Origin of the sequence: Cellulosimicrobium sp. 72-3, assembly GCF_013127315.1 — a bacterium.
Lineage (GTDB): Bacteria > Actinomycetota > Actinomycetes > Actinomycetales > Cellulomonadaceae > Cellulosimicrobium > Cellulosimicrobium funkei.
This window is the reverse complement of record NZ_CP053419.1, coordinates 588,263-612,769: the sequence shown is the minus strand read 5'-3', so window position 1 is coordinate 612,769 and position 24,507 is coordinate 588,263. Positions and strand designations below refer to the sequence as shown.

The following is a 24,507-nucleotide window of genomic DNA, read 5'->3' as shown; positions in this document are numbered from 1 at the left end:
ATGTTTGGCAGCACCGGACCGCGATGCTCGCTCTCCCCACCGTCTCAGGTGCACACCGGCACGACGACGTCCCGCGCGACCTCCTGGGTCGCTCTCCCCGGGCCGGTCGCTGTGACGGTCACGGGCACGTCCGCCCCCGTCTCCACACCGCGCACGGCGAACGACTGGTACGCGTGCGCACCGGCCGCCACCGCGGCGAAGGTCTTCTCCCCCGCGCCGGTGACGAGCGCGACGGCGACCACGCCGTCGGACACGTTGCGGGCGCGGACCGCGACGTACGGCGCCCCGGCGAGGCACCGCGCGGACGTCTCGACCTCGACGAGCGGCGCTGTCGGCTCGCCGACGACCTCGCCGTCCACGGTGAGCGTGCCGTCGGCGTTCACGACGACGTCCGCCGCCATGGCGGCCGCAAGGTCGAGGCGCTGCCACTCGGCCGCGCCCGCGACATCGAGCGCGTAGCCCGAGTCGAGCGCGGTCGCCGCGAGGACGAGCCGCCGCTGGTCGCCGGTGAGGTCGGGGAACGCCGTGCGCAGCAGGTCCTCGGCGCCCGCGGGCACCTGGATCTCCCGGCCCACCTCCCCGACCCGCGGGAACCCGTACGTGAGGCGCTGGTCATAGACCGCGAGCGCCTGGTCCGTCGCCAGGTACGGCACCTGGTCCTCGGCGCACACGGCGATCTCGTCGCCGCACGCCCGCTCCAGCACGGTGACGAGCTCGGTGCGCGCCTGTTCGAGGAGCACGCGGAACGCGGGGTCGGACCACCGGAGCTGCGCGATGTTCTGCCCGGCCATGCGGCCGCCCATGACGTCGAGCGGGTAGTGGAAGCCGAGCACGAGGCGGTTGTCGCCGTACTCGGACGCGCGCGCGAGGATCTGCGGCGCGAGCTCCGGCAGGAGGGTGGCGAGCACGGTGCCCTGCGCGTAGCCGTGGTTGGTGTGCCCGCTGGGGAACGAGCCGTTGTTGCGCAGCCCCTCGTAGCTGCCGGACGTCTCGAAGGCGTTGACGTGACCGCCGGCGGACGTGAAGCCGAGCCGGACGAACGGCCGCTTGTAGTCGTACGCGGCCTTCGCGGGCTCGTGGTTGCCGACCGACTTCTCGACGCGCCCGGACAGCAGGGCCTTCGTCTTGGGGAGGCGGCCGTCGGCGAGCGCGTCGCGGTAGATCGGCCCCAGCTCGCTGCCGAGCGCGTCCGCCATGGTCTCGTACGCCGAGCCGCGCCCGTCGGTCAGTGCACGCTGGACCTGCGGGTCCCCGGCGACGTAGGCGTTGTTGCGCGCGAGCGAGCCGAGGTCGTTGGCACTCGTGGGCTGGCCGGGCTCGTTGGGCGAGAGGATCTCGGGGTGGTTCGCCCGCAGGTCGGCGAACCCGCGCAGAGTCCAGGTGAACCAGTCCTGCCCGGTCGGGGCCGACGGCGTCGCGTCGGACGCGTAGGTCCGGTCGAGGACGTCCTGCGGGAACGGCATCGACGGGTCGTCGGTGGTGGAGAGCGCGAGGGAGAAGAAGACGTCCGAGCTCGTCTCGTTGCACTGGTGGATCTCGACCGCGATCGTGTTCTTGCCCGCGACGAGCACGTCGGCCGGGATGACGAGAGTCTCGCGCAGCGGCGCGGTCGCGCCGGCCTTGTCCTGGTACTGGAGGTTCCGGGTGATCATCGAGTCGCCCCAGCCCGCGACACGCTCGCCGTTGACGTAGACGGTGGCGGAGTCGTCGTAGACGAGCGTGCCGCGCAGGCCGGTGATCTCGTCGAGCGTGGCCTCGTCGAGGGTCACGGTCGTGCGGAAGAAGTACGCGGGCACGACGACCTTGGGCGTCTGGGTGATCCAGTAGCCCAGCAGCGTCGTGATGGTGTTGCCGCCGCCGATGCCGCTCGCGGTCCCGTTGACCGCGCCGAAGCCCGGTCGGCCGGTCTTCCACGCCGCGTCGTCGAACGCCGGGTCGGCCCACACGGTCCGGTCCGCGTTCCCCGCAGCGGGGTCGGTGTTGTCGTCCAGGTAGCGCCAGGTCGTGCCGGCGCCGACCACCTCGGTCGGTGTCGACGCCTCCGCGGCGCGCGCCGCCGGCGCCTGGAGCGCCGCGGCGAGCAGGAGCGCGAGCGTCGTGAGCGCCGCCAGCAGGGCGAGCGGCGCTGTGGTCCGGCGGTCGCGGGGTCGCGGGGCCGGGTACGTCGTCGTACCGGTCATGGGTCGTCCCTCTCGTCGTTGTCGGTCGTGCGTCGGTGCGGTCGGTGAGACCGGTCCTGCGGTACTGCGGTCGTGCGGTGCTGCGGGTACAGCGGTCGAGCGCGACGGCGGGCACGCACCGAGCGCTCGGTGCGTGCCCGCCGCCGGTCAGGCGCAGCGCGGGACGACGACGGTCTGCGTGACCGTCTGCGTCCCCTCCTCCCCCGTGGCCGTCACGGTGACGTCGACGTCCCCGGTCGCGCCGCGGGCGGCGAACGACTGGTAGGCGTTCGCGCCGGGGGCGACGGCCGTGAAGGACCGCGAGCCCACGCCCGTGGTGAGGTCGACGTCGACGGCCCCGGCGGAGACGTTCGCCGCGCGCACCGCCAGGTACGGGGTCCCGGCGAGGCAGCGCGGGGAGACCGTCACGTCCACGAGGTGCACGTCCGCGGCCGGCTCAGCCGCGATCGCGAAGACGTGCAGGTCGTCGACGTCGGGGAACGTCACCGCGACCACCCGCCGGCCCTCGGGCGCGGTGTACGGGGCGGTGGCGAACACGAACGCGCTGTCCTTGTCGCCGTTGCGCCGGTTCATCTGCGCGACGACGGAGTTGCCCTCCACGGGCGACCCGTCCGCGCTGGGCAGCACCCAGTCACCGAAGCCGATCCTCGTGGACGCGGTGCTGCCGTCGTCGAGCGTGACGACCGCGGTCCCGCGGTGGGTCCCGTCGGTCGCCGCGCCGACGAACGCGAGCCGGCTCGTCGGCACGTCGAGCCGCACGGTCTCACCGGTGAGCGTGACCGAGTCCGGGCGCCCCACGGGCGAGGACGGCCACGTGAACGCCAGGCCGTCGACCTCGTGCACCGACCCGGGCGTGAGCCCGGCGTCGGCGAGCGCCTCGCGCGAGAACGAGTTGCCGGCCGCGTCGAAGTTCCCGACGCCGCGGTTCGCCTCGGGCGCGGTGCCGACCGTGTCGTACGCCGCGACGAGCGACCCGGGCGCGGCGACGAGGACGGTGAGCGGCACCTCGACGTCGTCGTCCCCGGCCGCGACCACGAGCCGCGCGTCGTGGTAGCCGGACGCGACGCCGGCACCTACCTGGACGGGGACCGTGCCGGTGAGGTGGCCCGAGCCGTCGTCGACGAGCGCGGGCTCGCCGACCCCGATGCCGTCGGGGGCGTCGACCGCGACGCGCACGTCCGCGGCGTCGGCGCCGAAGAGCTGCACGGCCACCGACGCGTCGGCCGACCCGCCGGGCGCGACCGTCACGAGGCCCGGGTCCGCCGCGGCGACGACGGCGGACTCGCCGTCGCGCCACGACGGCGGGGCGTCCGCGACCGCGGTCCCCCACGTGGTGTCGCGCTCGGTCGACATCGCGAGCTCGACGACGCCGCCCTCGTGCGCGATGTGGCGCGGCAGCGAGGTCCCGTCCCAGGCCGCGCCGTCGATGGTGACGCCGCTGATGTAGCGGGCGCCGGTCGAGGCGCCGGTGGCGCGCAGGTCGAGGGTCTCGCCCTCGCCGAGGTCGACCACGACGCGGTCGAAGCGCGGCGCGTTGAGCGCGAGCACGTCCGTGCCCGGCGTGGTCGGGTACAGGCCCATCGCGGCCCACACGTACCAGCCGGCCTGGGCGCCGAGGTCGTCGTTGCCGGGCTTGCCGTTCGGCTCGGGGCGGAACAGCGTGGACGTGAGCTCGTCGACGAGCTCGCTCGTGCGCCACGGCTGGCCCACGTAGTCGTACAGCCACGGGACGCCGAAGTTCGGCTCGTTGCCGATCCACAGGTACGGCTCGTTCGGGCCGGCGTTGTGCTGCGCCGTGAAGGCGTCGAGCCGCTCCGCGACGGCCTCGCGCCCCCCGAGCGCGTCGGTGAGCCCCGCGACGTTCTGCGGCACGAGCCACGTGTACTGCTCGGCGTTGCCCTCGTCGAAGCCCTCCTGCCCGAACCCGCCGCCGCCCTGCGACCGCACGAACGTGCCGTCGTCGTTCCGGGCGCCCGCCGTGCGGGTCACGGGGTCGTGGACGTTCTGCCACCACTGGCCGCGCGCGGCGTACTCGGCGGCGACGTCGTCCTGGCCGAGCGCGGCCGCGAGCTGCCCGATCGCGAAGTCGGCGATCGACCACTCGAGCGTGATGGACGCGCCCACGACGCGGTGGTCGCCCCGGAACTCCTCGGTCTGCGGCGCGTACCCGCGCTCGAGATACGTCTCGATCCCACGCCGCTGCACGTAGCCGTTCGCGGTCGGGGCGGCGCTCGTCGCGCCCTTGACCATGTGCGCGAGCGCCGACTCCGCGTCGAAGTCGCGCGCCCCGAACGCGTACATGCTCGCGATGAGCGGCACCGAGGAGTCACCGGTCATCTGGCCCGTGTGCTGGTTCGCGACCGGCCATCGCGGCAGCCAGCCGGACTGGTCGGCGACCTCGACGAGCGACTGCGCCATGTCCGACGCCTGGTCGGGCGCCAGCAGCGCCTGGAGCGCGCCGAGCGACCGGTACGTGTCCCAGTCGGAGAAGTTCGCGTACCGCTCGTGCCCCTCGGGGGCCTGGTGGATCTCCCCGTCGAACCCGACGTACCGGCCGTCCACGTCGGTGAACGTGTTCGGGTGCAGCAGCGAGTGGTAGAGCGACGTGTAGAACATGGTGAGGTCGTCGGCGTCCTGCCCCGCGACGCGGACCTTGCCGAGCAGGTCGGACCAGGCGGCGCGGTTGGCGTCCCGGACGGCGTCGAAGTCGAAGCCCGGGATCTCGGCCGCGAGGTTGGCGCGCGCGCCCTCGACGCTCACGTAGGACATGCCGACCTTCGCGTGCACCGTCGCGCCGGGCGCGAAGGTGAGCCACGCGCCCGCGCCGTTGCCGTCGGCCGACGGGTCGCCGGGCGAGACGGTCGAGCCCTGCCACGTGCCGAACGCCTGCGCGTCCTGGTCGAGCTCGATCGCGAAGTACGTCGTGTGCGTGTTGTTCTTGCCGCAGAACCCGCCGCTCGTCACCGAGCCGGTGACCGTGCGCGCGTCCTCGACCTCGACCGTCGCGTTGCGCACGCTCGCGAGCGAGCCCGCGGCGTTGACGATCACCTGCGACGCGGCACCGCCCTCGGGGTAGTCGAACGTCAGTCCGCCCGAGCGGGTCGCGGCCGACACCTCCGCATCGATCCCCGACGACTGGAGCGTGACCGCGTACCGGCCGACCTCGGCGCTCTCCGCGTCGTGGCTGAACGCCTCCTTGCGGTCCCACGGGTACTGCCCGACGTCGCCCGTCACGGGGAGGATCGGGACGTCGCCGAAGATCCAGCACCCGGCGGCCGCGTGCGTCATGGAGAAGCCGCGGATCGCCTGGTGCGAGTAGCGGTAGCCCGCGTACGCCTTGTCGCCGTTGCCCACGGAGACCTGGGTGTCGGGCGAGAGCTGCATCATGCCGAACGGCATCGACGGCCCGGGGAAGTTGTTGATCTCCCCGACGACGCCCGTCGCCTGGCCGGTCCCGACGAACGGGTCGACGAAGGAGACGGGGTCCTCAACGAGGTCGGGTGCGGCCGCGACCGCCGGGACCGCGAGCCCGACGGCGGGCGCGATCGAGAGTCCGGCGGCCAGGACCGCCGTGGCAGAGAGCGCCGCGACGGAGCGCCGCACCGTGGTGCGCGCAGGACGTGTTCGAGACATGCGGGTCCTCACAGGACGAAGGAGCGGGAAGGAGCGTGGAGGACGGTGGCGCGGGACCGTACGGCCCCGCGCCACCGTCGATCAGGAGCAGGCGGCGGCGTCGTACGCGGCCGTGACCTGCTGGGGCTCGCCGTCGGGCGTCGTCACGGTCACCGTGACCTCGCCCGCCTCGACGGCGGCGGCGCGGGTGGCGAACGACTGGTACGCGTTCGCCCCGGGAGCGACGTCACCGAAGAGCTTGGAGCCGTACGGGGTCGCGAGCTCGATCGCGGCGGGCTGCTCGCCCGTGTTGAGCGCGCGCACCGCGACGAACGCCTTGCCGCCGAGGCAGCGGGCCTGCGCCGTGACCTCGACCTGCGGCGCGGGGACGTCCCCCGTCGCGTCGGTCGCGATCGCGAACACGTGGAACCGCTCGTCGCTCGGCAGCGTGACCGACGTCAGGACCTTGCCCTCGGGGATCGCGACGGGCGCGGTGGCGTAGAGGCCGCAGCCGATCTTCTGCACGTTCTCGCGGTCGCCGCGCGCCCCGGCCTTCGCGACCGTGATGTTGCCGGGCTCGGGCGAGCCCGTGCACCAGTCGCTGAGGCGCACGTCGACGGTCTGCGACGAGCCGTCGGCGAACCCGAGGACGAGGCCGCCCCCGTGCGTGCCGTGCGTGCTCGTCCCGACCACCGAGAGGTGGCGGACCGAGCGCAGGTGCTCGGGCACCTCGAGGACCTCGCCGCTCGCGGCGACGTTGTCGGGCGCGCCCGCCCGCGGGGCCCCGAGCGTGTAGGTGAGGTCCGTGCCCGGCACGGTGAGCTCCAGGCCCTGGACGGCGCCGAGGTCCGCGAGCAGGTCGCGCAGGAGGTAGGCGCCCGAGCCGTCGAGGTTCGCGTTGGCCGCCCCGGCGTCGCCGATGCCGACGTTGTCGAACGCGTCGGCGATCCACGACTCCCCGGACACGACGACCGAGACCTCGCGGACCGCCTCGGTCCCCGCGGCGTCGCGCACGACGAGCCGCACCGTGTGCAGACCCGGCTCGGCGTCGGCGGGAGCCTCGATCGTCACCGTGCCCTCGACCGTGGCCGGCAGGCCGTCGGACTCGGCGGTCCACTCGGCGAGGTCGGTCGTCGCGGTGACCGCGCCGTCGGACGTCACCTCGAGCGTCCCGCTGGACGTCCCCGCGCCCTGGGCGACGACCTGGACTGCGACCTCGGTCCGCCCGCCCGGGGCGAGGACCGGCTGCCGCGGCGTCGCGCCGACGAACAGGCGCTCGACCGTGCCGTCCGCAGGCACGACGGCGCCCGGCGAGGCCGCGGGGTCGGTCGCCCACGCGGACGGCTCGGTGCCGACGGTCACGTCGAGCGTGCCGGCCGCGGTGAGCTCGTCGCCCGTGACCCAGGCGCGATCGAGCGGCTCGCCGCCGAGCGACACGGACTGCGTGTAGTGCGTGTCGGGCGCGACGCCGTCCGCCGTGAGGCGCAGGGAGTCCCGACCGAAGACCTCCGGGTCGAGCGTGATCGTCACGTCGTCGAAGAGCGGCGTCGTCAGGCCCCACAGATCGGCGCCCGGCACGATCGGGTACACGCCGATCGACGACAGCACGTGCCACGCGGACATCGTGCCGAGGTCGTCGTTGCCCGTGACGCCGTCGGGGCCGTCGGTGAAGAGGGTCGACGCGGCGCGCACGACGTCCGTCGTCTTCCAGGGCTGCCCGGTCCACAGGTAGACGTACGGCGCATGGAGGTTGGGCTCGTTGTTCGGGTTGTAGGTCTCCCAGCCGTAGTAGTCGTACGTGCCGTTGACCCACACCTCGCTCGCGACGTGCGGGGGGTCGGCGACGAGCTCGTCGTACGCGAAGAACGCATCGAGGCGGTCGACCGCGGCGTCGGTGCCGCCCATGAGGTCGAACAGGCCCGGCACGTCCTGGGGCACGAGCCACTGGTACTGCACCGCCGTGCCCTCGTGGAACCCGTCGGAGTGCGCGGGGTCCGCGTCGCCCACGAAGAAGCCGTCCGCGTTACGCGCCCGGAAGTTGCCCGTGCGCGGGTCGAACACGTTGCGGTAGCTCTGGCCGCGGGCGGCGTACCGGTCGGCGTCCTCGTCGTGGCCGAGGCCGCGCGCCATCGTCGAGAGCATCGCGTCGGCGAGGGCGTACTCCATGGTCGCCGAGGCGCCGTGCTGGAGATCGTAGTCGCCGGGCTTGCCCGAGCGCGCCGGCTCGTGCGGGACGAACCCGTCGCGCAGGTACTCGACGTTCGCCGCGCGCCCGTTGAAGGGCGAGTCGGCGGGCGGGACGCCGTCGGCGTTCTCCCTCAGGACCGCGTACGCCTCCTCCTCGTGGCCCGCGAGCAGGCCCTGGCGCCAGGCGCTGACGAGGAACGGCGTCGCCGGGTCGCCGGTCATGATGTTCGTCTCGACCGTGCCGTAGCCCCAGCGCGGGAGCCACCCGCCCTGCTGGCCCTGGCGCACGAGCGAGAGCGCCATGTCGGCCGACTCGTCGGGCGCGAGCAGGTACAGGAGCTGCTGCTGGGTGCGGTACGTATCCCAGAGCGAGTAGTTCTGGTAGTAGGTGAAGTCCGGTTCCGCGGCGTGGACCTCCTGGTCCCAGCCGCGGTAGCGCCCGTCGACGTCGGAGCCGACGTTCGGCGCGAGGAAGCTGCGGTAGAGCGAGGAGTAGAAGGTGCGCAGGTCGTCCGGGTCGCCCTGCGCGACCCGCACGAGGCCGAGCCGCTCCTCCCAGGCCGAGCGCGCGGCGTCGTGCACGGCGTCGAACGTGCCGGCCTCCGCGGCGAGGTTCGCCGCGGCGCCGTCGGCGCCCACGTAGCTCATCGCGGTGACGGCCTCGACGTCGAGGTCGCCGCCGGTCGTGTCGAACGTGACGTACGCGCCGCGACGGCCCTCGCCGCCGGACGCGGCGTCCGCGCCCGCGGTGACGACCTGGCCGTCCCACGTGCCGTGCGCGACGAACGGCCGGTCGAAGGTCGTGCGGGTCCAGATCGTCTGCGGCTCGGTGTCCTGGCAGAAGCCGCGCACGGTGATGCGAGTCTCGACCGTACGGTCGTCGACGACGCGCACGTCGGACTCCGTGACCCTGTTGAGCGCCTGGCCCGCGTTGAGCAGGACGTTGGCCTGTGCCGTCGCGGGGAACGTGTAGCGCTGGACGCCCGTGCGCGCGGTCGCGGTGAGCTCGGCCTCGATCGTGCCCTCCGGCGCCTGGAGACCCACGCGGTAGTAGCCGGGCGAGGCCTCCTCGTCGTCGTGCGTGAAGCCGAGGGCGTACTGGCCGTAGTCGGTCGAGGTGATCGCGCCCGTCGTCGGGAGCGTGGGGAGCGGGCCGCCGAGCCCGCAGCCGACGCCCGACAGGTGCACGAGGGAGAAGCCGCGGACCGACGTGCGGTCGTAGTCGTACCCGACGTTGTGGCCGTTGTCCGGCGAGAGCTGCACCATGCCGAACGGGACGGCTGCCCCCGGGTAGGTGTTGCCGTCGTCCTTGGTCCCGATGAACGGGTTGACGTAGTCGACCAGCGGGCCGTCGACGACCGCAGCGGCGGCGTCGGACCCCGTCGCTGACTCCGTCCCAGCGGTGGCCGTGGGCGACGTCGCGAGCCCGGGCGCCGCGTACGCGGTCAGCGGGAGCGCCAGGCTCACCGCGGTGGTCAGCGCGACGACGGCGCCCGCGCGACGCCGACGCCCGCCGGGACGCGACGGGCGAGAGCGTGACGGTCCGGTGCTCGAGAATAGATCGCGATCAGCGTTGACAGCGCTGTCTCTCCGCATGCGGTGCTCCCCTTGGTCCCACGGCGACGTGGGGTCGGTGGTCATCTATGACTCGGAGGCCGGGGCCTGGCAACGACGCCGGTCCCCGCGGCATACCCTCGCACAGGTTGACAGCGCTATCAAGGCCATCGCGACGACCCACCGTCGGTCGCCGCCATTCGACAGCCCACGGCCGACCACCGTCCGTGCAACGGCGCTGGCCCCGTCCGCACCGACGTGCACCCGCGCAGTCGGTGCCGCCTGCGTGGCCGCGCTGGTCGTGAGCGGTGCCGTCGCCTTCGCACTTTCTGCGTCCTCCTCACCAGGGCAGAGCGTCACGTCGCTGCGCTGCTCGAGGCCGAGGATTGACTGATGCCAGATCTTCCCCGAGCGGACGCCGGGCCGCCGGCCCCTTGCGGGTTGACCAGACGCAGGATCGGTCAAGGTAGCCCGCATCTCGACAGTCGTGGTGGGCGTCGGCGGCGTCGGCAGGACGCGGTAGCGTCGCGCGCATGACCACGAAGTACGACGACGCGTCCTGGCACTTCGACGGCGAGGGTTACCCGCCCGAGGCCGGTCCCGAGGCGGGCGCGACGCACATCGGCATGTTCCTCGCGTGGGCGGCGCTCGCGGGGCACGCGTCCCCGGAGCTCGAGGAGGACTCCGAGGACGAGCTCGCGGCGCTGCGCGAGCGCACCGTCACGCCGGGCGCGTTCGTGCACGATTCGTGCGACGGCAAGCTCGTCGACCACGACCTCGACGACGTCGGCACGGCGTTCGCGAACGCCTACTACGCGGGCGACGACGAGGACGAGGACGACGGCGGCCTCTACCTCGAGGACTACGTGGACGCCGTGAGCCCCGGCGACGGGGAGCCCGAGGACGTGTACCGCGTCCCGGACACGTGGGAGACGTACGAGCTCGTCGCGCCGCTGATCGACGCGCGGTTCGCCCAGTGGGACGACGAGGGCCGCCCCGCGGTCCTGCGGCACCGCGCGTGACATGAGCGCCCCGACGCCCGTCACGCGCCTCGCCGCCGTCCTGCGTGCGGACAACCCCGGCCCCATGACGCTCGACGGCACGCGCTCGTACGTGCTGCGCGCGCCGGGCTCGGCGTCGTGCGTCGTCGTGGACCCGGGGCCCGAAGACGCGACCCACCTCGACGCGCTCGCCGCCGCCGGGCCGGTCGAGCTCGTGCTCGTGACCCACCGCCACGCCGACCACACGGCCGGGTCCCCCGGCCTGCGCGCGCGCACCGGCGCCCCCGTGCGGGCCGCCGACCCGGACCACTGCCACGGCGGCGCGCCGCTGCGCGACGGCGAGGTGATCGAGGCCGCGGGCCTGCGGGTCGTGGTCCTCGCCACGCCCGGCCACACCGCAGACTCGGTCTGCCTCGTCCTGCCCGACGACGGCCCGGTCGCCTCGACCGACGACCGCGCCCGCCGCACGGCGGACCCGGGCCCGGCGAGTTCCGGCACCGCGGGCTCCTGGACCGCGGCGGACGAGGGCGCGCGGACGCCGTCGGGCACGACCGTCCTCACGGGCGACACGGTGCTCGGGGCGGGGACGACGGTGATCGCGGCGCCCGACGGGTCGCTCGGCGCCTACCTCGCGAGCCTCGACGCGATCGAGGCCGTGGCGGGCGGTCCAGGCCTGGTGACCGGCCTCCCCGGCCACGGACCGGTCGTCGACGACCTCGCGGCGCGCGTGCGCGCGTACCGGGAGCACCGTCACGAGCGTCTCGTCCAGGTGCGGGCCGCGCTGACCGCGCTCGGCCTGGCCCCGGACGCGCCGGGCGCGGTCGACGAGGTGGTCGCGCGGGTCTACGCCGACGTCGACCCCGCGGTGCGAGGAGCCGCCCGGCAGTCCGTCGCCGCGCAGCTCGCGTTCCTCGCCGGCCCAGACACCGACGCGGGCACCGGCACCAGCACCGGCCCGATCGCCGACATCGGAGGGGACGCGGCCGACGACACCCCCGGCACCCCGAGCCGCGACGGCTGACTGTCGGTGCCACGGTGCACGATGACGGGATGACGACACCACGGCTCGGTATCGCGTTCGTGCCCACCCACGCACCCGAGAGCCTGCGGCGGCTCGCGACGACGGCGGAGGACGCCGGCCTCGACGACCTCTGGGTGTGGGAGGACTGCTTCAAGCAGTCCGGCCTCGCCTCGGCGGCCGCTGCCCTGGCGTGGACCGACCGCGTGCGCGTCGGCATCGGGCTCATGCCCGCCCCGCTGCGCAGCACGACGATCACGGCGATGGAGGTGGCGACGCTCGCGCGGATGTTCCCCGGTCGCCTCGTCGCGGGGGTCGGGCACGGCGTCCAGGAGTGGATGGGGCAGGCGGGGGTGCGCGTCGCGTCGCCGCTGACGCTCCTGCGCGAGCACGCGACGGCGCTGCGGAGCCTGCTCGCGGGCGAGGAGGTCACGACGGACGGCCGGTACGTCACGCTCGACGCCGTCCGGCTCGACTGGCCGCCCACGGAGCCCGTCCCGCTGTGGCTGGGCGGGTCCGGGCCGCGGACGCTCGCGCTGGCCGGCGAGCTCGGCGACGGTCTCATCCTCACGAACGCGCTGACCCCCGAAGACGTGCGGGGTGCGGCGGCCGTCGCGCGCGAGGGCGGCGCGGGCCCCGGGTTCGACGTCCACGCGACGCTCATCGCGGCGACGGGACCGGACGCGCAGGCACGGGTCGACCGCGAGCTGCCGGTGTGGGGCGCGGAGCCCGGTCGGGGCATCGGCGCCGCGGGCGACGCCCACGCGGTGGCGGCGGGAGTCCTGGCTCTCGCGGAGGCGGGCGCGACGGCCGTGGCGGTCCAGCCGACCGCGGACGAGCCCGACGTCGAGACGTTCGTGCGCTTCCTCGGCCACGAGGTCGCGCCGCTGCTCAGCTCTCGGTGACGCGCCCGGTGTCGCCCTCGGTGCCCGCGGCGCCGGGCCGCTGCCGCAGGCCGTGGACGAGGGCGACCATCGCGCACACCAGAGCGACGGCGCCGACGGCGAGCGCGAGGCGGACGGGGAAGTCGGCGTAGAGGTCGGTGACCTCGCCGACCGGGAGGCCCCAGCCCGCCGCGGTCTCCCGCACTTCCGCCGCGAGCGCACCGATCCGTCCGGGCACCCGCGTCACGGCTGCGGAGACCCACCCGAGCAGCTCGAGGACGACGGAGGCCACGGAGTGGGCGCCGGACGCGAGGGGGATCACCGGTCCACCCTAGCGGAACCGGACAGCGCGGTCATATGCGGCACGGCGGGGTATCGCCTCAGGTCAGCGGCTTGGCGAAGCACAGCGCGACGTGGTTGTCGCCGTCGTAGGGCGGGAAGTGCGCGACGGCACGGAAGCCGAGCGAGCGGTAGAGCGCGATGGCGCCGGGCTGGCGGATGCCCGTCTCGAGCAAGAGCGTGGAGGTCCCGCGCTCACGCGCCGCCGTCTCCAGCCCGTCGAGGAGCCGACGCGCGGTCCCCGTGCGGCGCGCGCTCTCGCGCACGAACACCTTCTTCACCTCGAGCGCGTCCTGCGGCGCGCCGGGCTCGGGCCGTCGCAGCGACGCGCACCCGAGCGCCTCGCCGTCCCGGTACGCCACGAGGGTCACCACGACGTCGACTCCCAGGTGCGCGTCCACGGTTTCGAACCCCCCGGCGGAGTCGAGGCGGCCGAAGAGCTCCGGGTACAGGACGGCCGACGACGTCTCGTGCATCTCGCGGCGCAGCGCGGCCGCGTCGGGGTCGTCCCACGGGACGGCACGGAGCTCGACCGCGGCTCCCCCGACGACCGGGCCGCCCGCCGCGGTGCCGGACCCTGACCCCGCGCCGTCCGGCGCAGCGCCCCGCGGTCCGGTGGCATCCGGCGCGGCGGTCCGCGCTCCGGCGGCATCCGACGCAGCGGCGGGCGACACGCGCAGGTCGAGCGCGAAGCAGCGCGACAGCGGCTGCCCGGCGTAGTGGCCGTACGACTCGATCGGCACGTACCCGAGCGCGAGGTAGAGGTCGATGGACTCCGGCTGGAGCGTGCCCGTCTCGAGCACGAGCCGGTCGAGGCCCGCGGCGACCGCGCGCTCGTGCAGCGCGCGCATCGCGGTGCGTGCGTGCCCGCGACCCCGGTGGGCGGGCTCGACGTACAGGCGCTTCACCTCGCCGGTCCGCGCGGGGTGCGTGCCGCCCCGTCCGTCCGGCGTGCCGGAGACGTCGCGCAGCGCGACGAACGCGACCGGTTCGCCGTCCTCCCGGACCACGACGTTCGCGAGCGCCGCCTCGGGGGCGAACGTGCCGGCGTCGGGCTCGCCGTAGCGCACCGCGAGCTCCGCCTGCTGCCGCGACCGCAGCCGCTCGGCCGCGGCGTCGTCCGCCGGGACCGTCGCCACGGTGACGACCCCGGTCCCGGGGCGCCCGACGGCGTCGGGCAGGACGCGCGGGAGCGTCACGCGCGGACGAGCGCGCCCAGGACGGACGTGAAGAACCCGAGGCCGTCGGTGCCGGCGCGCGGGCCGGCCTCGGCGGCCGGGCCGAAGCCGGGCTCGACGGCGTGCTCCGGGTGGGGCATGAGGCCGACGACGTTGCCCGCCGCGTTCGAGATGCCCGCGATGCCGCGGCGCGACCCGTTCGGGTTCCAGCCGTCGTAGCGGAAGACGACGCGGCCCTCGGCCTCGAGCTCGTCGAGCGTCCGCTCGTCGGCGACGAACTGCCCGTCCTGGTTCTTCAGCGGGATCGTGATGCGCTGGCCGGCCGTGTAGTCGCGCGTCCAGGCGGTGTCGGCGTTCTCGACCACGAGGACCTGCTCGCGGCACACGAAGTGCAGGTGGTCGTTCTTGACCATCGATCCCGGGAGCAGGTGCGCCTCGGTGAGGATCTGGAAGCCGTTGCAGATGCCGAGCACGGGCATGCCGCCCTTCGCGGCGTCCACGATCGACTCCATGACCGGCGCGAAGCGGCTGATCGCGCCCGCGCGCAGGTAGTCGCCGTAGGAGAAGCCGCCGGGCAGGACGACCGCGTCCACGCCGTGGAGGTCGGCGTCGGCGTGCCAGAGCGACACGGCCTCGCCGCCCGCGAGGCGCACCGCGCGCGCGGCGTCGCGGTCGTCGAGCGTGCCGGGGAAGGTGACGACACCGACCGTGGCCGTCGCGAGAGCCGAGGCGGTCATCAGGCGAGACCCTGCGACGTGATCGTCGCGGCGGCGTCCGTCTCGATGTCGGCGACGCGCACGACGTCCTCGATGACGGGGTTCGACAGGAGCTTCACCGCGGCCTCCTCGGCGGCGGCCAGGACCTCCGGCGTCACCGGGCCCTCGACCTCGAGCTCGAACCGCTTGCCCTGGCGGACGGACGTGAACTGGGTGAAGCCGAGGCGCGGCAGCGCCCCGACGACGGCCTTGCCCTGCGGGTCCAGGATCTCGGGCTTGGGCATGACCTCGACGACGACGCGTCCCACGGGGGCTCCTTGGCGAGAGTGTTGGGAGGGCCGGGGCTCCGGGATCCCGGCCACGTCACGGGCGTCGAGGACGCCCGGGGGGGACGGGACGAGCGGGAGCCGACGGCGGGATTCCGCGCTCAGTCTAGCGGGCGCGCGCACCCGCCCGGTCGGGCGTCCGCACGGTGAGCGGGCGTGCTCACCCGCCCGCGGCGCGGCGCCGGTCCGGAGTGTCGACCGGGATGTTGCCGTCGAGCACGTGCTTGCGCCAGGCCCGGTCGACGTGGGACCGCCGGAACAGGAACCCGCTCAGGAGCGAGACCGCCATGAGGAGAACCGCAAACCAGAGCTCGGGCCGGTTGACGTCGTTCGAGAAGAGGACGTGGCTCAGGACGGGCCACCCGTAGAGGATCGCCAGCGCGCTCCCCAGGCTGCCCAGGGTGACGCGCCACGGGTAGAGCGCCCCGTGGATGTCGTCGGCGACCCACCACCAGTACCGCGCGGGGAGCCGCAGGTCGAGCGACCGGTAGAGCAGCCAGCGCCCGAGCGGCGGGTGCTCGCGCCACCGCAGCGCCCACCCCGCGCGGACGAGGCCCCACGCCTCGCGGGCGCCGATGCCGCGGGGAGCGGCGCCGTCGTCCGGCTCGGGCGCCAGGTCGAGCAGGACGGCGAGCGCCTCGTCCCCGTGCAGGTCGCGCCAGCGCCGGGGGTAGGCGCGCAGCCAGATCCGTGCGGACCGCTCGTACCGGTCGGCGCCGCGCGCCCCGCGGGCAGGGCGGCCGGGCTGCGCGCCGTCGGCGGCGGCCCGCCGCCCGGTCACGCGCCGCTCCCGGCGAGACCGTCGGCGGCACCCCGACCGGCACCGCGGGAGAGCGACCGACGCGCGCGCTCCGCGAGCTCGGCGAGGCGGAGGGTCTCGGCGCGGGCGGCGCGGCGCCCGTCGTCGGTCGCGCGGTAGTAGCGACGCAGTCGGCCGTCGACGACCTCCTCGCCCGTCGGCTCCACGAGACCGGCCGCGACGAGACGGTCGAGGTTCCCGTAGAGGGTGCCCGCGCCGAGGCGGGTACGGCCGTCGGAGAGGTCGCGCACCGACCGGATGACGGCGTAGCCGTGGAGCGGCTCCCCGCTGAGGGCGAGGAGCACGAGGTACGCCTGCTCCGTCATGCGGAACGGGGCCGAGGAGACCATGGTCGATATATATCGCTCGGCGACCTATGCGCGCAAGCGCCCGGCGCGTGTCGGAGGGTGGGGCTAGTCTCGAACAAGTGTTCGAGACGCACGCTCAAGCACGGTGCGAGGGCGGGGTCCTGCCCCTTCCCCGCCCTCGCACGACACCTCGCCCGACGACGCACGGAGGCTCCCCATGGACGCACCGGCAGCACCCGTCCCGACGATCGACCGCGGCCGTTCACGGCCCGCGCCGGCCACCGTGGCCCGCGTCCTCGCGCGCGACGGGACGTGCGTCTTCCCGGGCTGCCGCGTACCGGCGTTCCGCTGCGACCTCGACCACGTGGTCGCCCCGCGGCCGGTCACAGGCACGGGCACCGGCACCGGGATGGACGACGACGCGGAGTCCGCGCACGGGGCCGACAACCTCGTCGCCCTGTGCCGCCACCACCGGGTCGTCCGCGCACGCGACGGCTGGCGCCCGGCGCTGCTCGCCGACGGGTCGGTACGGTGGACCGCGCCGAGCGGGCACACCTACCTCCGGCCCGGCACCCTCCGGACGGCGTGAGGCGTCAGGCGTCAGGCGTCAGGCGAGCGTCGACCCGGTGAGCCGCTCGTACGCCTCGAGGTAGCGCGCGCGGGTGCGCGCGACGACGTCGGCCGGGATCGACGGCGGCGGGGTGTCCGCGGCGCGGTCCCAGCCCGACGCGGGCGACGTGAGCCAGTCGCGCACGAACTGCTTGTCGAAGCTCGGCTGCGCGCGACCCGGCTCCCACTGGTCCGCGGGCCAGAAGCGCGACGAGTCGGGCGTGAGCACCTCGTCGCCGAGCACGGTCTCCCCCGTCGCCGGGTCCACGCCGAACTCGAGCTTGGTGTCCGCGAGGATCACGCCGCGCTCGCGCGCGATCTCCTCGGCGCGCGCGTACACGGCGAGCGTGAGGTCGCGCAGGCGCGTGGCGTCGTCGAGGCCGATCTGCTCGGCCACGACGTCGAACGAGACGTTCTCGTCGTGCTCGCCCACGGCAGCCTTCGTCGCCGGCGTGAAGATCGGCTCGGGCAGGCGCGACCCGTCGACGAGGCCGTCGGGCAGCTGCACGCCGCAGACCTCGCCGCCCGCGCGGTACTCCACGAGGCCGGAGCCCGTCAGGTACCCGCGCGCCACGCACTCGACCGGGAACATGTCGAGGCGGCGGCAGATCATCGCGCGGCCGGCGACGACGTCGGGCACGAGGCCGTCGCCCGGCACCGCCGAGACGGCGGTCGAGACGACGTGGTTCGGCACGAGGTCGGCGAGCTGCTCGAACCACCACAGGCTGAGCTGCGTGAGCACGACGCCCTTGTCCGGGATACCGGGCGACAGCACGTGGTCGTAGGCGCTCACCCGGTCGCTCGCGACGACGAGCACGACGTCGCCCAGGGGGTGCACGCCCCCGACGGCCGGCAGGTCCGGCGTGTACAGGTCGCGCACCTTGCCGGAGTACGCGTGCGTCCAGCCGGGCAGGTCGAGCGCGGCCGTGTCGAGGGCGTCGGCCTCGCCGAGCGAGAGGGCCGAGCCGGGGTCCTGCGGGGTGTGGGTCACGGCCCCTAGTGTCGCACCATGCGACTCGAACCCGGCCCCTCGTCCATCTCGGGAGCCGCCCCCGGCGGCGCGCTCGACGGCACGCTCGACCAGGGCGAGGACGCCGAGCGCGCGACGCACGACCCGGGGGTGCGCGACTTCCTCGCCACCTTCTCGGCCTTCATGGAGACCGCCAACGAGCAGGCCCAGCGGCAGCGGACCGACGCCGGGCCGTCCGTCGCGGACGTGCTGCGCGAGCACCTCGGCACCGACCCGCGCTCGATCGCGGTCGTCACCGAGACGGTGTCCGCTCTGCGCGGCGTCGACGCGGACGTCGCGATCGAGGCCGTCGTCGCCCGCCACGGCGGTGGCCGCGTCGTCGGCGTCGGTGGCGGCGAGCAGCGGATGCACACGTCCTTCTCCGAGATCGTCGAGCACTCCGCCCTGTGGCGCCAGTTTCCCGTCGGCGCGGTGGACTACGCGCGCGCGGCGACGGGCCCCGAGAGCGAGCGCCGCACCGTCTCCTTCGGTCTGCACCTCTTCGCGTACGCGGGCACGCCCGTCGCGCTCCTGCAGCGCGCGGCGAACCCGCGGCACGGCGACGAGGGCAGCGTCGAGGTCATGTGTCCCCAGGAGGACGCCGCCCTGTCGCTCCTCGCAGAGCTCCGGGCGGCCATGGTCGAGCACAGCGTGCTGCGCGGCCAGGTCGTGACGTTCACGGCGTCGGACTACGGCGCGCAGGCCGGCGGCATGACGTTCCTACCGCGGGACCGGGTCCCGGCGACCGACGTGGTGCTCCCGGACGGCACGCTGAGCAGGATCGAGCGTCAGGTGCTCGGCGTCGCGCGGCACCGCTCGGAGCTCCTCGCGGCGGGTCAGCACCTCAAGCGCGGCGTCCTGCTCTACGGTCCGCCGGGGACGGGCAAGACCCACACCGTCCGCCACCTCGTCGGCGAGAGCCCGGGCACGACCGTGATCGTCCTCGCAGGGGGTGCGCTCCGGCTCGTCCGGCTCGCCGCGGAGACGGCCCGTGCGCTCCAGCCCGCGATCGTCGTGCTCGAGGACTGCGACCTCATCGCCGAGGACCGCTCGTTCCACGACGGCCCGCAGCCCCTGCTGTTCGAGGTGCTGGACGCCATGGACGGACTCGGCAGCGACTCCGACGTCGCGTTCGTCCTGACGACGAACCGCGCCGACCTCCTCGAGCGCGCGCTCGCGCAGCGCCCCGGCCGGGTCGACCTCGCGGTCGAGATCCCCCTGCCCGACGCGTCGGCGCGGCTCCGGCTGTTCGAGCTCTACCGCGGCGAGCTGCCGTTCACCTCCGGTGCGCTCGCCGACGCCGCCGACCGCACGGACGGCGTGACCGCCTCGTTCGTCAAGGAGGTGGTCCGGCGCGCCGTGCTGCGCGCGGTCGAGGCCGGGCACGACGTGGGAGACGAGGACCTCGGGTCCGCCGTGCACGAGATGACCGCCGACGCCGAGCGCATCACGCGCTCGCTGCTCGGCTCGTCGCCGGACCTCCTCGCCGAGGAGACGTTCGAGCCCTGATCGGGCACCAGCGCGGCGCTCCCCGCGCCGGACGTCCTCCGCACCACACCCGTCGCGCGTGCCGATCGACCGGCGTGCCGATAGCCTGCTCGTCAGGACGGCCGTGGGAGCGCTCTCCCGCCGTCAGGGGGCCGCACCGGAGCGACTCCTGCGGGGGCGCGTGCGCTGCTGTCCGGGCCTGCCGACGGCGGCGGGCCCCATCCGCACGGAGGAGGCAACGATGCACCACCGCACGATGCACCATCGCCTGACAGCGCTAGCGGCCGGAGTGGGGGTGGTCGTCGCGAGCGTGGGCCTCGCGACGACCGCGCACGCGGGCGCTCTCGGTCCCGCGGGCGCGCCCCTGTCCGCACCGAGCCCGACCCCGTCACCGACGACCGCGGGCGCCGCCGTCCCCGGCCCCGACGACCTGTCGGAGGGGCAGCTCCGCGCCTTCGAGCGTGACCTGGGGCTCGATGCCGCGGGCGTCGCCGACCGGCTCGCGCTCGACGCCGCGACGGCCACCGTCGAGCGCGCGCTCAGCGACGGGCTCGGGACGGCGTACGCCGGCACGTGGGTCGACGCCGCGGCGGGCGCCCCCGTCGTCGCCGTGACCGACCCGGCGGCCGTCGCCGACGTCGAGGCGGCCGGCGCTACGGCCGTCGTCGTGGAGCACGGCCTGGCTGAGCTCGACGACGTCGCGGCCCGGCTCGACGCGACCACCACCCCCGACGCCGTCCAGGCCTGGTACGTCGACGTCACCACGAACGAGGTGGTCGTCGAGTCGCTCGACCCCGCGGCAGCGCAGGCGTTCGTCGCCGCGTCCGGGGTCGACGCCGCCGCGGTGCGCACCGAGGTCCTCGCGGCGCCGTACGAGCTCACGGCCGACGTGCGCGGCGGCGACCGCTACATCACCCGGGACCCGGGCGCGTCGTCGGGCTCGGCCTGCTCGATCGGGTTCGCCGTCCAGGGCGGCTTCGTCACGGCGGGGCACTGCGGCGCGGCGGGCAAGGAGGTGCTCACCGCGAGCTGGGCGCGCATGGGGACGGTCCAGGCGGCGTCGTTCCCCGGCCACGACTACGCGTGGGTGCGCGTCGACGCCGGGTTCTCCCCCGTCCCGCGGGTGAACAACTACGCCGGCGGCACCGTCGACGTCGCCGGCTCGGCCGAGGCGCCCGTGGGTGCGTCGGTGTGCCGCTCGGGCGCCACGACCGGCTGGCGCTGCGGCGTCATCGAGCAGAAGAACATCACCGTCAACTACGGCAACGGCGACGTTCCCGGCCTCGTGCGCGGCAGCGCGTGCGCGGAGGGCGGCGACTCGGGCGGGTCGGTGATCTCCGGCAACCAGGCGCAGGGCGTCACGTCGGGCCGCATCAACGACTGCTCGAACGGCGGCAAGTTCATCTACCAGCCCGTCAACCCGATCCTGTCGGCCTACGGCCTGTCGCTCGTGACCACGGGCGGCGGGTCGGGCAGCGCGCTCGTCGGGCTCGCTGGCAAGTGCATCGACGTCCCCGGGTCCGACTTCAGCGACGGCAAGCGCCTCCAGCTGTGGACGTGCAACGGGTCGAGCGCGCAGCGCTGGACGTTCGAGGCCGACGGCACCGTCCGCGCGGGCGGCAAGTGCATGGACGTCGCGTGGGCGGCCACGGCCGACGGCACGGCGCTCCAGCTCGCGAACTGCAGCGGCAACGCGGCCCAGAAGTTCGTGCTCAGCGGCGCGGGCGACCTCGTGTCGGTGCTGGCGAACAAGTGCGTCGACGTGCCGAGCAGCAACAGCGCCGACGGCACCAAGCTCCAGATCTGGACGTGCAACGGCACTGCGGCCCAGAAGTGGCGCCGCGCCTGACGCCTCACCCCTGAGGTGCTGAGCACGGCACGGCGGTCGCTCCCCCGCGGAGAACGAGCGCCGTGCCGTGCTCGACGGCGGGGTTGTCAGCCCGCGAGCGTGACCTCGCCCGCGGCGGCCCGCGCCGCGATGTCGGTGCGGTGGTGCGAGCCCGGGAGCACGATGCGGTCGACCGCGGCGTACGCCCGGCGGCGCGCCTCGGCCAGGTCCGCGCCGCGCGCCACGACCGACAGCACGCGGCCGCCCGAGGCGACCAGGCCGCCGTCGTCCGCGCGCGACGTGCCGGCGTGCAGCACGTGCACGCCCTCGACGCCCTCCGCCGCGTCGATCCCCGTGATCGGGTCGCCGCCACGGACGGCGCCCGGGTAGCCGTGCGCCGCGACGACGACGGTGACGGACGCGTCGTCGTGCCAGCGCAGCGGGCCGACCTCGGCGAGCCGCCCCTGGGCCGCCGCGAGCATGACCGCGGACAGCGGCGTCGCGAGGCGCGTGAGCACGGACTGCGTCTCCGGGTCGCCGAAGCGCGCGTTGAACTCGACGACGCGCGTGCCGCGGCTCGTCAGCGCGAGGCCCACGTAGAGCACACCGACGAACGGGGTGCCGCGGCGCGCCATCTCGTCGATCGTCGGCTGCGCGACGCGCGTGACGACCTCCTCGACCAGGCCCTCGGGCGCCCACGGCAGCGGGCTGTAGGCGCCCATGCCGCCCGTGTTCGGGCCCGCGTCGGCGTCGAACGCGCGCTTGAAGTCCTGGGCGGGCGCGAGCGGCACGACCGTCGCGCCGTCGCTCACGCAGAAGAGGGAGACCTCGGGACCGTCGAGGTACTCCTCGACGACGACGCACGGGTCCTCGGGCGCGCCGTCCGCCGCCCGGCGGGGCGTCGCGAAGCACGCGGCGGCGTGCTCGAGCGCGGCCTGACGGTCCTCCGTGACGACGACGCCCTTGCCCGCGGCCAGGCCGTCGTCCTTGATGACGTAGGGCGCGCCGAACGCGTCGACGGCGGCCGCGACCTCGTCGACGTCGGTGCACACGTGCGCGAGCGCCGTGGGGACCGACGCGGCGGCCATGACGTCCTTCGCGAACGCCTTGGAGCCCTCGAGCCGCGCCGCCTCGGCGCTCGGCCCGAACACGGGGACGCCGGCCTCGCGCACCGCGTCCCCGACGCCGGCAACGAGCGGCGCCTCCGGGCCGACGACGACGAGGTCGACGCCCAGGTCCGTCGCGAGCGCGGCCACCGCGGCGCCGTCGTTCTGATCCACCGCGTGCAGCGTCGCGAGGTCCCCGATGCCCGGGTTCCCCGGGGCGGCGTGCAGCTCGTGCCGCTCCGCGCCCGGGCGGTCGGCCTCGTGCGCGAGGGCGTGGACGATGGCGTGCTCGCGGGCACCGGTCCCGACGACGAGGATCTTCACGGGCGCCGAGTCTACCGAGACGGCCCGGACGCCCCGCGGGGCGTCCGGGCCGTGGTCGGCTGGCGTCGTCGGCTCAGTGGATGAGGTCGTGGCGCGGGATGATCGCGTCGCGGCTCGGGCCGACGCCGATCGCGGAGATCCGCGTGCCCGACATCTCCTCCAGCGCGTGCACGTAGCGCTGCGCGTTGACCGGCAGGTCGTCGAACGTGCGGGCGCCGGAGATGTCCTCCCACCAGCCGTCGAGCTCCTCGTAGATCGGCTTCGCGTGGTGGAACGCGGTCTGGTCGAGCGGCATCTCGTCGTACCGGACGCCGTCGACGTCGTACGCGACGCAGACCGGCACCTTCTCGAAGCCGGTGAGGATGTCGAGCTTGGTGAGCACCATGTCGGTGATGCCGTTGACGCGGGTCGCGTAGCGCGCGATCACCGAGTCGTACCAGCCGCAGCGGCGCGCGCGGCCCGTCGTGACGCCGTACTCGCCGCCCTGCTTGAGCAGGTACTCGCCGTTCGCGTCGAACAGCTCGGTCGGGAACGGGCCCTCGCCCACGCGCGTCGTGTACGCCTTGATGACGCCGATCACGGAGCTGATGCGCGTCGGCCCGACGCCCGAGCCCGTGAGCGCGCCGCCCGCGGTCGCGTTGGACGACGTGACGAACGGGTACGTCCCGTGGTCGACGTCGAGCATCGTGGCCTGCCCGCCCTCGAAGAGGACGTTCTTGCCCGCGTCGAGCGCCTTGTTCAGCTCGAGCGCCGTGTCCGCCACCATCGGCTTGAGCCGGTCGGCGTACTGCAGCAGCTCGGCCACGGTCTCGTCCACGGTGATGGCGCGGCGGTTGTAGACCTTCACCAGCAGGTGGTTCTTCTGGTCGAGCGAGCCCTCGATCTTCTCCGCGAGGATCTTCTCGTCGAACAGGTCCCAGATGCGGATGCCGACGCGGTTGATCTTGTCCGCGTACGCCGGCCCGATGCCGCGGCCCGTCGTGCCGATGCGGCGCTTACCGAGGAACCGCTCGCTCACCTTGTCGATCGTGCGGTGGTAGCCGGCGATCACGTGCGCGGAGCCCGAGACGAGCAGGCGCGAGACGTCCACGCCCCGCGAGATCAGATCGTCGAGCTCCTGGAACAGCACCTCGATGTCGACGACGACACCGTTCGCGATGACCGGCGTGACCCCCGGGGACAGGATGCCCGACGGCAGCAGGTGGAGCGCGTACTTCTCGTCCCCGATGACGACCGTGTGGCCGGCGTTGTTGCCGCCGTTGAACTTGACCACGTAGTCGACCCGGGACCCGAGGAGGTCGGTCGCCTTGCCCTTGCCCTCATCGCCCCACTGGGCACCGACGAGCACCACGCCTGGCATGGAATCCCCACTTTCGCGCTGCCTGTTCCTCGGGCCGGTCATGGTCGTGGGCGCGCACCGGCGTCCGGAGCGGAGCGGGCACGGCGTGCCCGACGGCGCCGGGCCCGCGGGCCCGAGGCGTCACCCGGGCGGCAGAGACCCGGGGACCGGCGCCGAGTTTACCGGTCGGATGGCGGAAATTGACCTTCGAGGCGGCTATCGACCGCGTCACGCCCGGGATGGGCAGAATGGCCTCATGAGCGACACCCACCCGAACCTCCTCGACGGCCCCGCACCCGTCCGCCTCCCCGACGACTACGCGCACGTCCGCGACGCCATCGCGGCCGACGGCGACCCGTACGAGATCGCGGGCCGCTCGCCCGCGAGCTCGCTCGCCTGGGCCTACCTCGCCGAGGACTTCCTCCACGAGAACGGCTCGCGCGGCGCGGTGACGGCCTACGCGTTCGCGCGCACCGGCTACCACCGCGGGCTGGACTCCCTGCGGCGCGCCGGCTGGCGCGGCCAGGGACCGATCCCGGCCGACCACGTGCCGAACCAGGGCTTCCTGCGCGCGCTCCTGGCCCTCGCCGAGTGCGCCGCGTACCTCGGCGAGGTCGAGGAGGCGGAACGCTGCGAGCAGTTCCTGCGCGACTCCGGGACCTCGGCCGACGAGGTGCGTGCGCTGCGCTGACCGGCCGCGCG

19 protein-coding genes are annotated in these 24,507 nt (G+C 74.6%); 7 read left to right on the top strand and 12 right to left on the bottom strand.

The annotated features are described in order from the left end of the window. Nucleotides 1–44: 44 nt before the first annotated feature. The 3 genes from HKK73_RS02765 to HKK73_RS02755 all read right to left on the bottom strand — a co-directional run bounded on the left by HKK73_RS02765 (nucleotide 45) and on the right by HKK73_RS02755 (nucleotide 9,446). A complete protein-coding gene (locus HKK73_RS02765; RefSeq protein WP_171467393.1) occupies nucleotides 45–2,180 on the bottom strand; it encodes a phosphatase PAP2 family protein in 2,136 nt (711 codons plus the stop codon). Nucleotides 2,181–2,327: 147 nt separating this feature from the next. Next, nucleotides 2,328–5,813 carry a GH92 family glycosyl hydrolase gene (locus HKK73_RS02760; protein ID WP_216608042.1) on the bottom strand — a complete coding sequence of 1,162 codons (3,486 nt, stop codon included), beginning with the start codon at nucleotides 5,811–5,813 and terminating at the stop codon, nucleotides 2,328–2,330. Between the two features lie 81 nt (nucleotides 5,814–5,894). Next, a complete protein-coding gene (locus HKK73_RS02755; protein WP_216608041.1) occupies nucleotides 5,895–9,446 on the bottom strand; it encodes a GH92 family glycosyl hydrolase in 3,552 nt (1,183 codons plus the stop codon). A gap of 620 nt (nucleotides 9,447–10,066) precedes the next feature. Here HKK73_RS02755 and HKK73_RS02750 point away from each other — a divergent pair. From HKK73_RS02750 to HKK73_RS02740, 3 genes are read left to right on the top strand one after another with little or no spacing between them, the layout of a single operon-like run. Then, a complete protein-coding gene (locus tag HKK73_RS02750; protein ID WP_171467392.1) occupies nucleotides 10,067–10,555 on the top strand; it encodes a hypothetical protein in 489 nt (162 codons plus the stop codon). A 1-nt stretch (nucleotide 10,556) separates the two neighbouring features. Then, nucleotides 10,557–11,555 (top strand): MBL fold metallo-hydrolase, encoded by a 999-nt coding sequence (locus tag HKK73_RS02745; RefSeq protein ID WP_171467391.1) that lies wholly within the window; start codon nucleotides 10,557–10,559, stop codon nucleotides 11,553–11,555. A gap of 29 nt (nucleotides 11,556–11,584) precedes the next feature. Beyond that, nucleotides 11,585–12,457 (top strand): LLM class flavin-dependent oxidoreductase, encoded by an 873-nt coding sequence (locus tag HKK73_RS02740; RefSeq protein WP_171467390.1) that lies wholly within the window; start codon nucleotides 11,585–11,587, stop codon nucleotides 12,455–12,457. Here HKK73_RS02740 and HKK73_RS02735 read toward each other — a convergent pair. The 6 genes from HKK73_RS02735 to HKK73_RS02710 all read right to left on the bottom strand — a co-directional run bounded on the left by HKK73_RS02735 (nucleotide 12,444) and on the right by HKK73_RS02710 (nucleotide 16,144). Beyond that, nucleotides 12,444–12,758 carry a hypothetical protein gene (locus HKK73_RS02735; protein WP_034654362.1) on the bottom strand — a complete coding sequence of 105 codons (315 nt, stop codon included), beginning with the start codon at nucleotides 12,756–12,758 and terminating at the stop codon, nucleotides 12,444–12,446. The two genes, HKK73_RS02740 and HKK73_RS02735, sit on opposite strands and share 14 nt — an antisense overlap. A 58-nt stretch (nucleotides 12,759–12,816) precedes the next feature. Then, nucleotides 12,817–13,974 carry a GNAT family N-acetyltransferase gene (locus HKK73_RS02730; protein WP_051028523.1) on the bottom strand — a complete coding sequence of 386 codons (1,158 nt, stop codon included), beginning with the start codon at nucleotides 13,972–13,974 and terminating at the stop codon, nucleotides 12,817–12,819. Continuing rightward, the gene (gene purQ, locus HKK73_RS02725) at nucleotides 13,971–14,690 is read right to left on the bottom strand and encodes a phosphoribosylformylglycinamidine synthase subunit PurQ (protein WP_034654359.1); all 720 of its coding nucleotides are present in this window, start codon (nucleotides 14,688–14,690) and stop codon (nucleotides 13,971–13,973) included. Before purQ ends, HKK73_RS02730 begins: the two co-directional genes overlap by 4 nt. Beyond that, complete coding sequence (gene purS / locus HKK73_RS02720; RefSeq protein WP_021483374.1) at nucleotides 14,690–14,977, bottom strand: phosphoribosylformylglycinamidine synthase subunit PurS; 288 nt, start codon at nucleotides 14,975–14,977, stop codon at nucleotides 14,690–14,692. Before purS ends, purQ begins: the two co-directional genes overlap by 1 nt. Before the next feature lie 178 nt (nucleotides 14,978–15,155). After that, nucleotides 15,156–15,776 carry a hypothetical protein gene (locus HKK73_RS02715; RefSeq protein ID WP_085386635.1) on the bottom strand — a complete coding sequence of 207 codons (621 nt, stop codon included), beginning with the start codon at nucleotides 15,774–15,776 and terminating at the stop codon, nucleotides 15,156–15,158. Next, complete coding sequence (locus tag HKK73_RS02710) at nucleotides 15,773–16,144, bottom strand: PadR family transcriptional regulator (protein ID WP_232322633.1); 372 nt, start codon at nucleotides 16,142–16,144, stop codon at nucleotides 15,773–15,775. The genes HKK73_RS02715 and HKK73_RS02710 overlap by 4 nt, the downstream gene beginning before the upstream one ends. 175 nt (nucleotides 16,145–16,319) lie before the next feature. On the opposite strand from HKK73_RS02710, the gene HKK73_RS02705 reads away from it, so the two are divergent. Then, complete coding sequence (locus HKK73_RS02705; protein WP_034655283.1) at nucleotides 16,320–16,691, top strand: HNH endonuclease; 372 nt, start codon at nucleotides 16,320–16,322, stop codon at nucleotides 16,689–16,691. Nucleotides 16,692–16,709: 18 nt separating this feature from the next. Here the strand turns inward: HKK73_RS02705 and HKK73_RS02700 are convergent, their stop codons facing one another. After that, on the bottom strand, nucleotides 16,710–17,624 hold the full coding sequence (locus tag HKK73_RS02700; protein WP_232322750.1) for a phosphoribosylaminoimidazolesuccinocarboxamide synthase: 915 nt from the start codon (nucleotides 17,622–17,624) through the stop codon (nucleotides 16,710–16,712). A 96-nt stretch (nucleotides 17,625–17,720) separates the two neighbouring features. Here HKK73_RS02700 and HKK73_RS02695 point away from each other — a divergent pair, with 96 nt between their 5' ends. Together HKK73_RS02695 and HKK73_RS02690 are read left to right on the top strand one after the other, a co-directional pair. Then, on the top strand, nucleotides 17,721–19,229 hold the full coding sequence (locus HKK73_RS02695; RefSeq protein WP_085386637.1) for an ATP-binding protein: 1,509 nt from the start codon (nucleotides 17,721–17,723) through the stop codon (nucleotides 19,227–19,229). A 274-nt stretch (nucleotides 19,230–19,503) separates the two neighbouring features. Continuing rightward, on the top strand, nucleotides 19,504–21,057 hold the full coding sequence (locus HKK73_RS02690) for a ricin-type beta-trefoil lectin domain protein (RefSeq protein WP_253705758.1): 1,554 nt from the start codon (nucleotides 19,504–19,506) through the stop codon (nucleotides 21,055–21,057). Between the two features lie 86 nt (nucleotides 21,058–21,143). Here HKK73_RS02690 and purD read toward each other — a convergent pair whose 3' ends face one another. Both purD and HKK73_RS02680 read right to left on the bottom strand, forming a co-directional pair. After that, a complete protein-coding gene (gene purD, locus HKK73_RS02685) occupies nucleotides 21,144–22,466 on the bottom strand; it encodes a phosphoribosylamine--glycine ligase (protein WP_171467389.1) in 1,323 nt (440 codons plus the stop codon). 73 nt (nucleotides 22,467–22,539) lie between these two features. Continuing rightward, nucleotides 22,540–23,826, bottom strand: a complete 1,287-nt coding sequence (locus tag HKK73_RS02680) for an adenylosuccinate synthase (RefSeq protein ID WP_021482868.1) — start codon at nucleotides 23,824–23,826, stop codon at nucleotides 22,540–22,542. A 235-nt stretch (nucleotides 23,827–24,061) separates the two neighbouring features. Here HKK73_RS02680 and HKK73_RS02675 point away from each other — a divergent pair, with 235 nt between their 5' ends. Next, a complete protein-coding gene (locus HKK73_RS02675) occupies nucleotides 24,062–24,496 on the top strand; it encodes a DUF3151 domain-containing protein (RefSeq protein WP_043653884.1) in 435 nt (144 codons plus the stop codon). Nucleotides 24,497–24,507 lie beyond the last annotated feature (11 nt).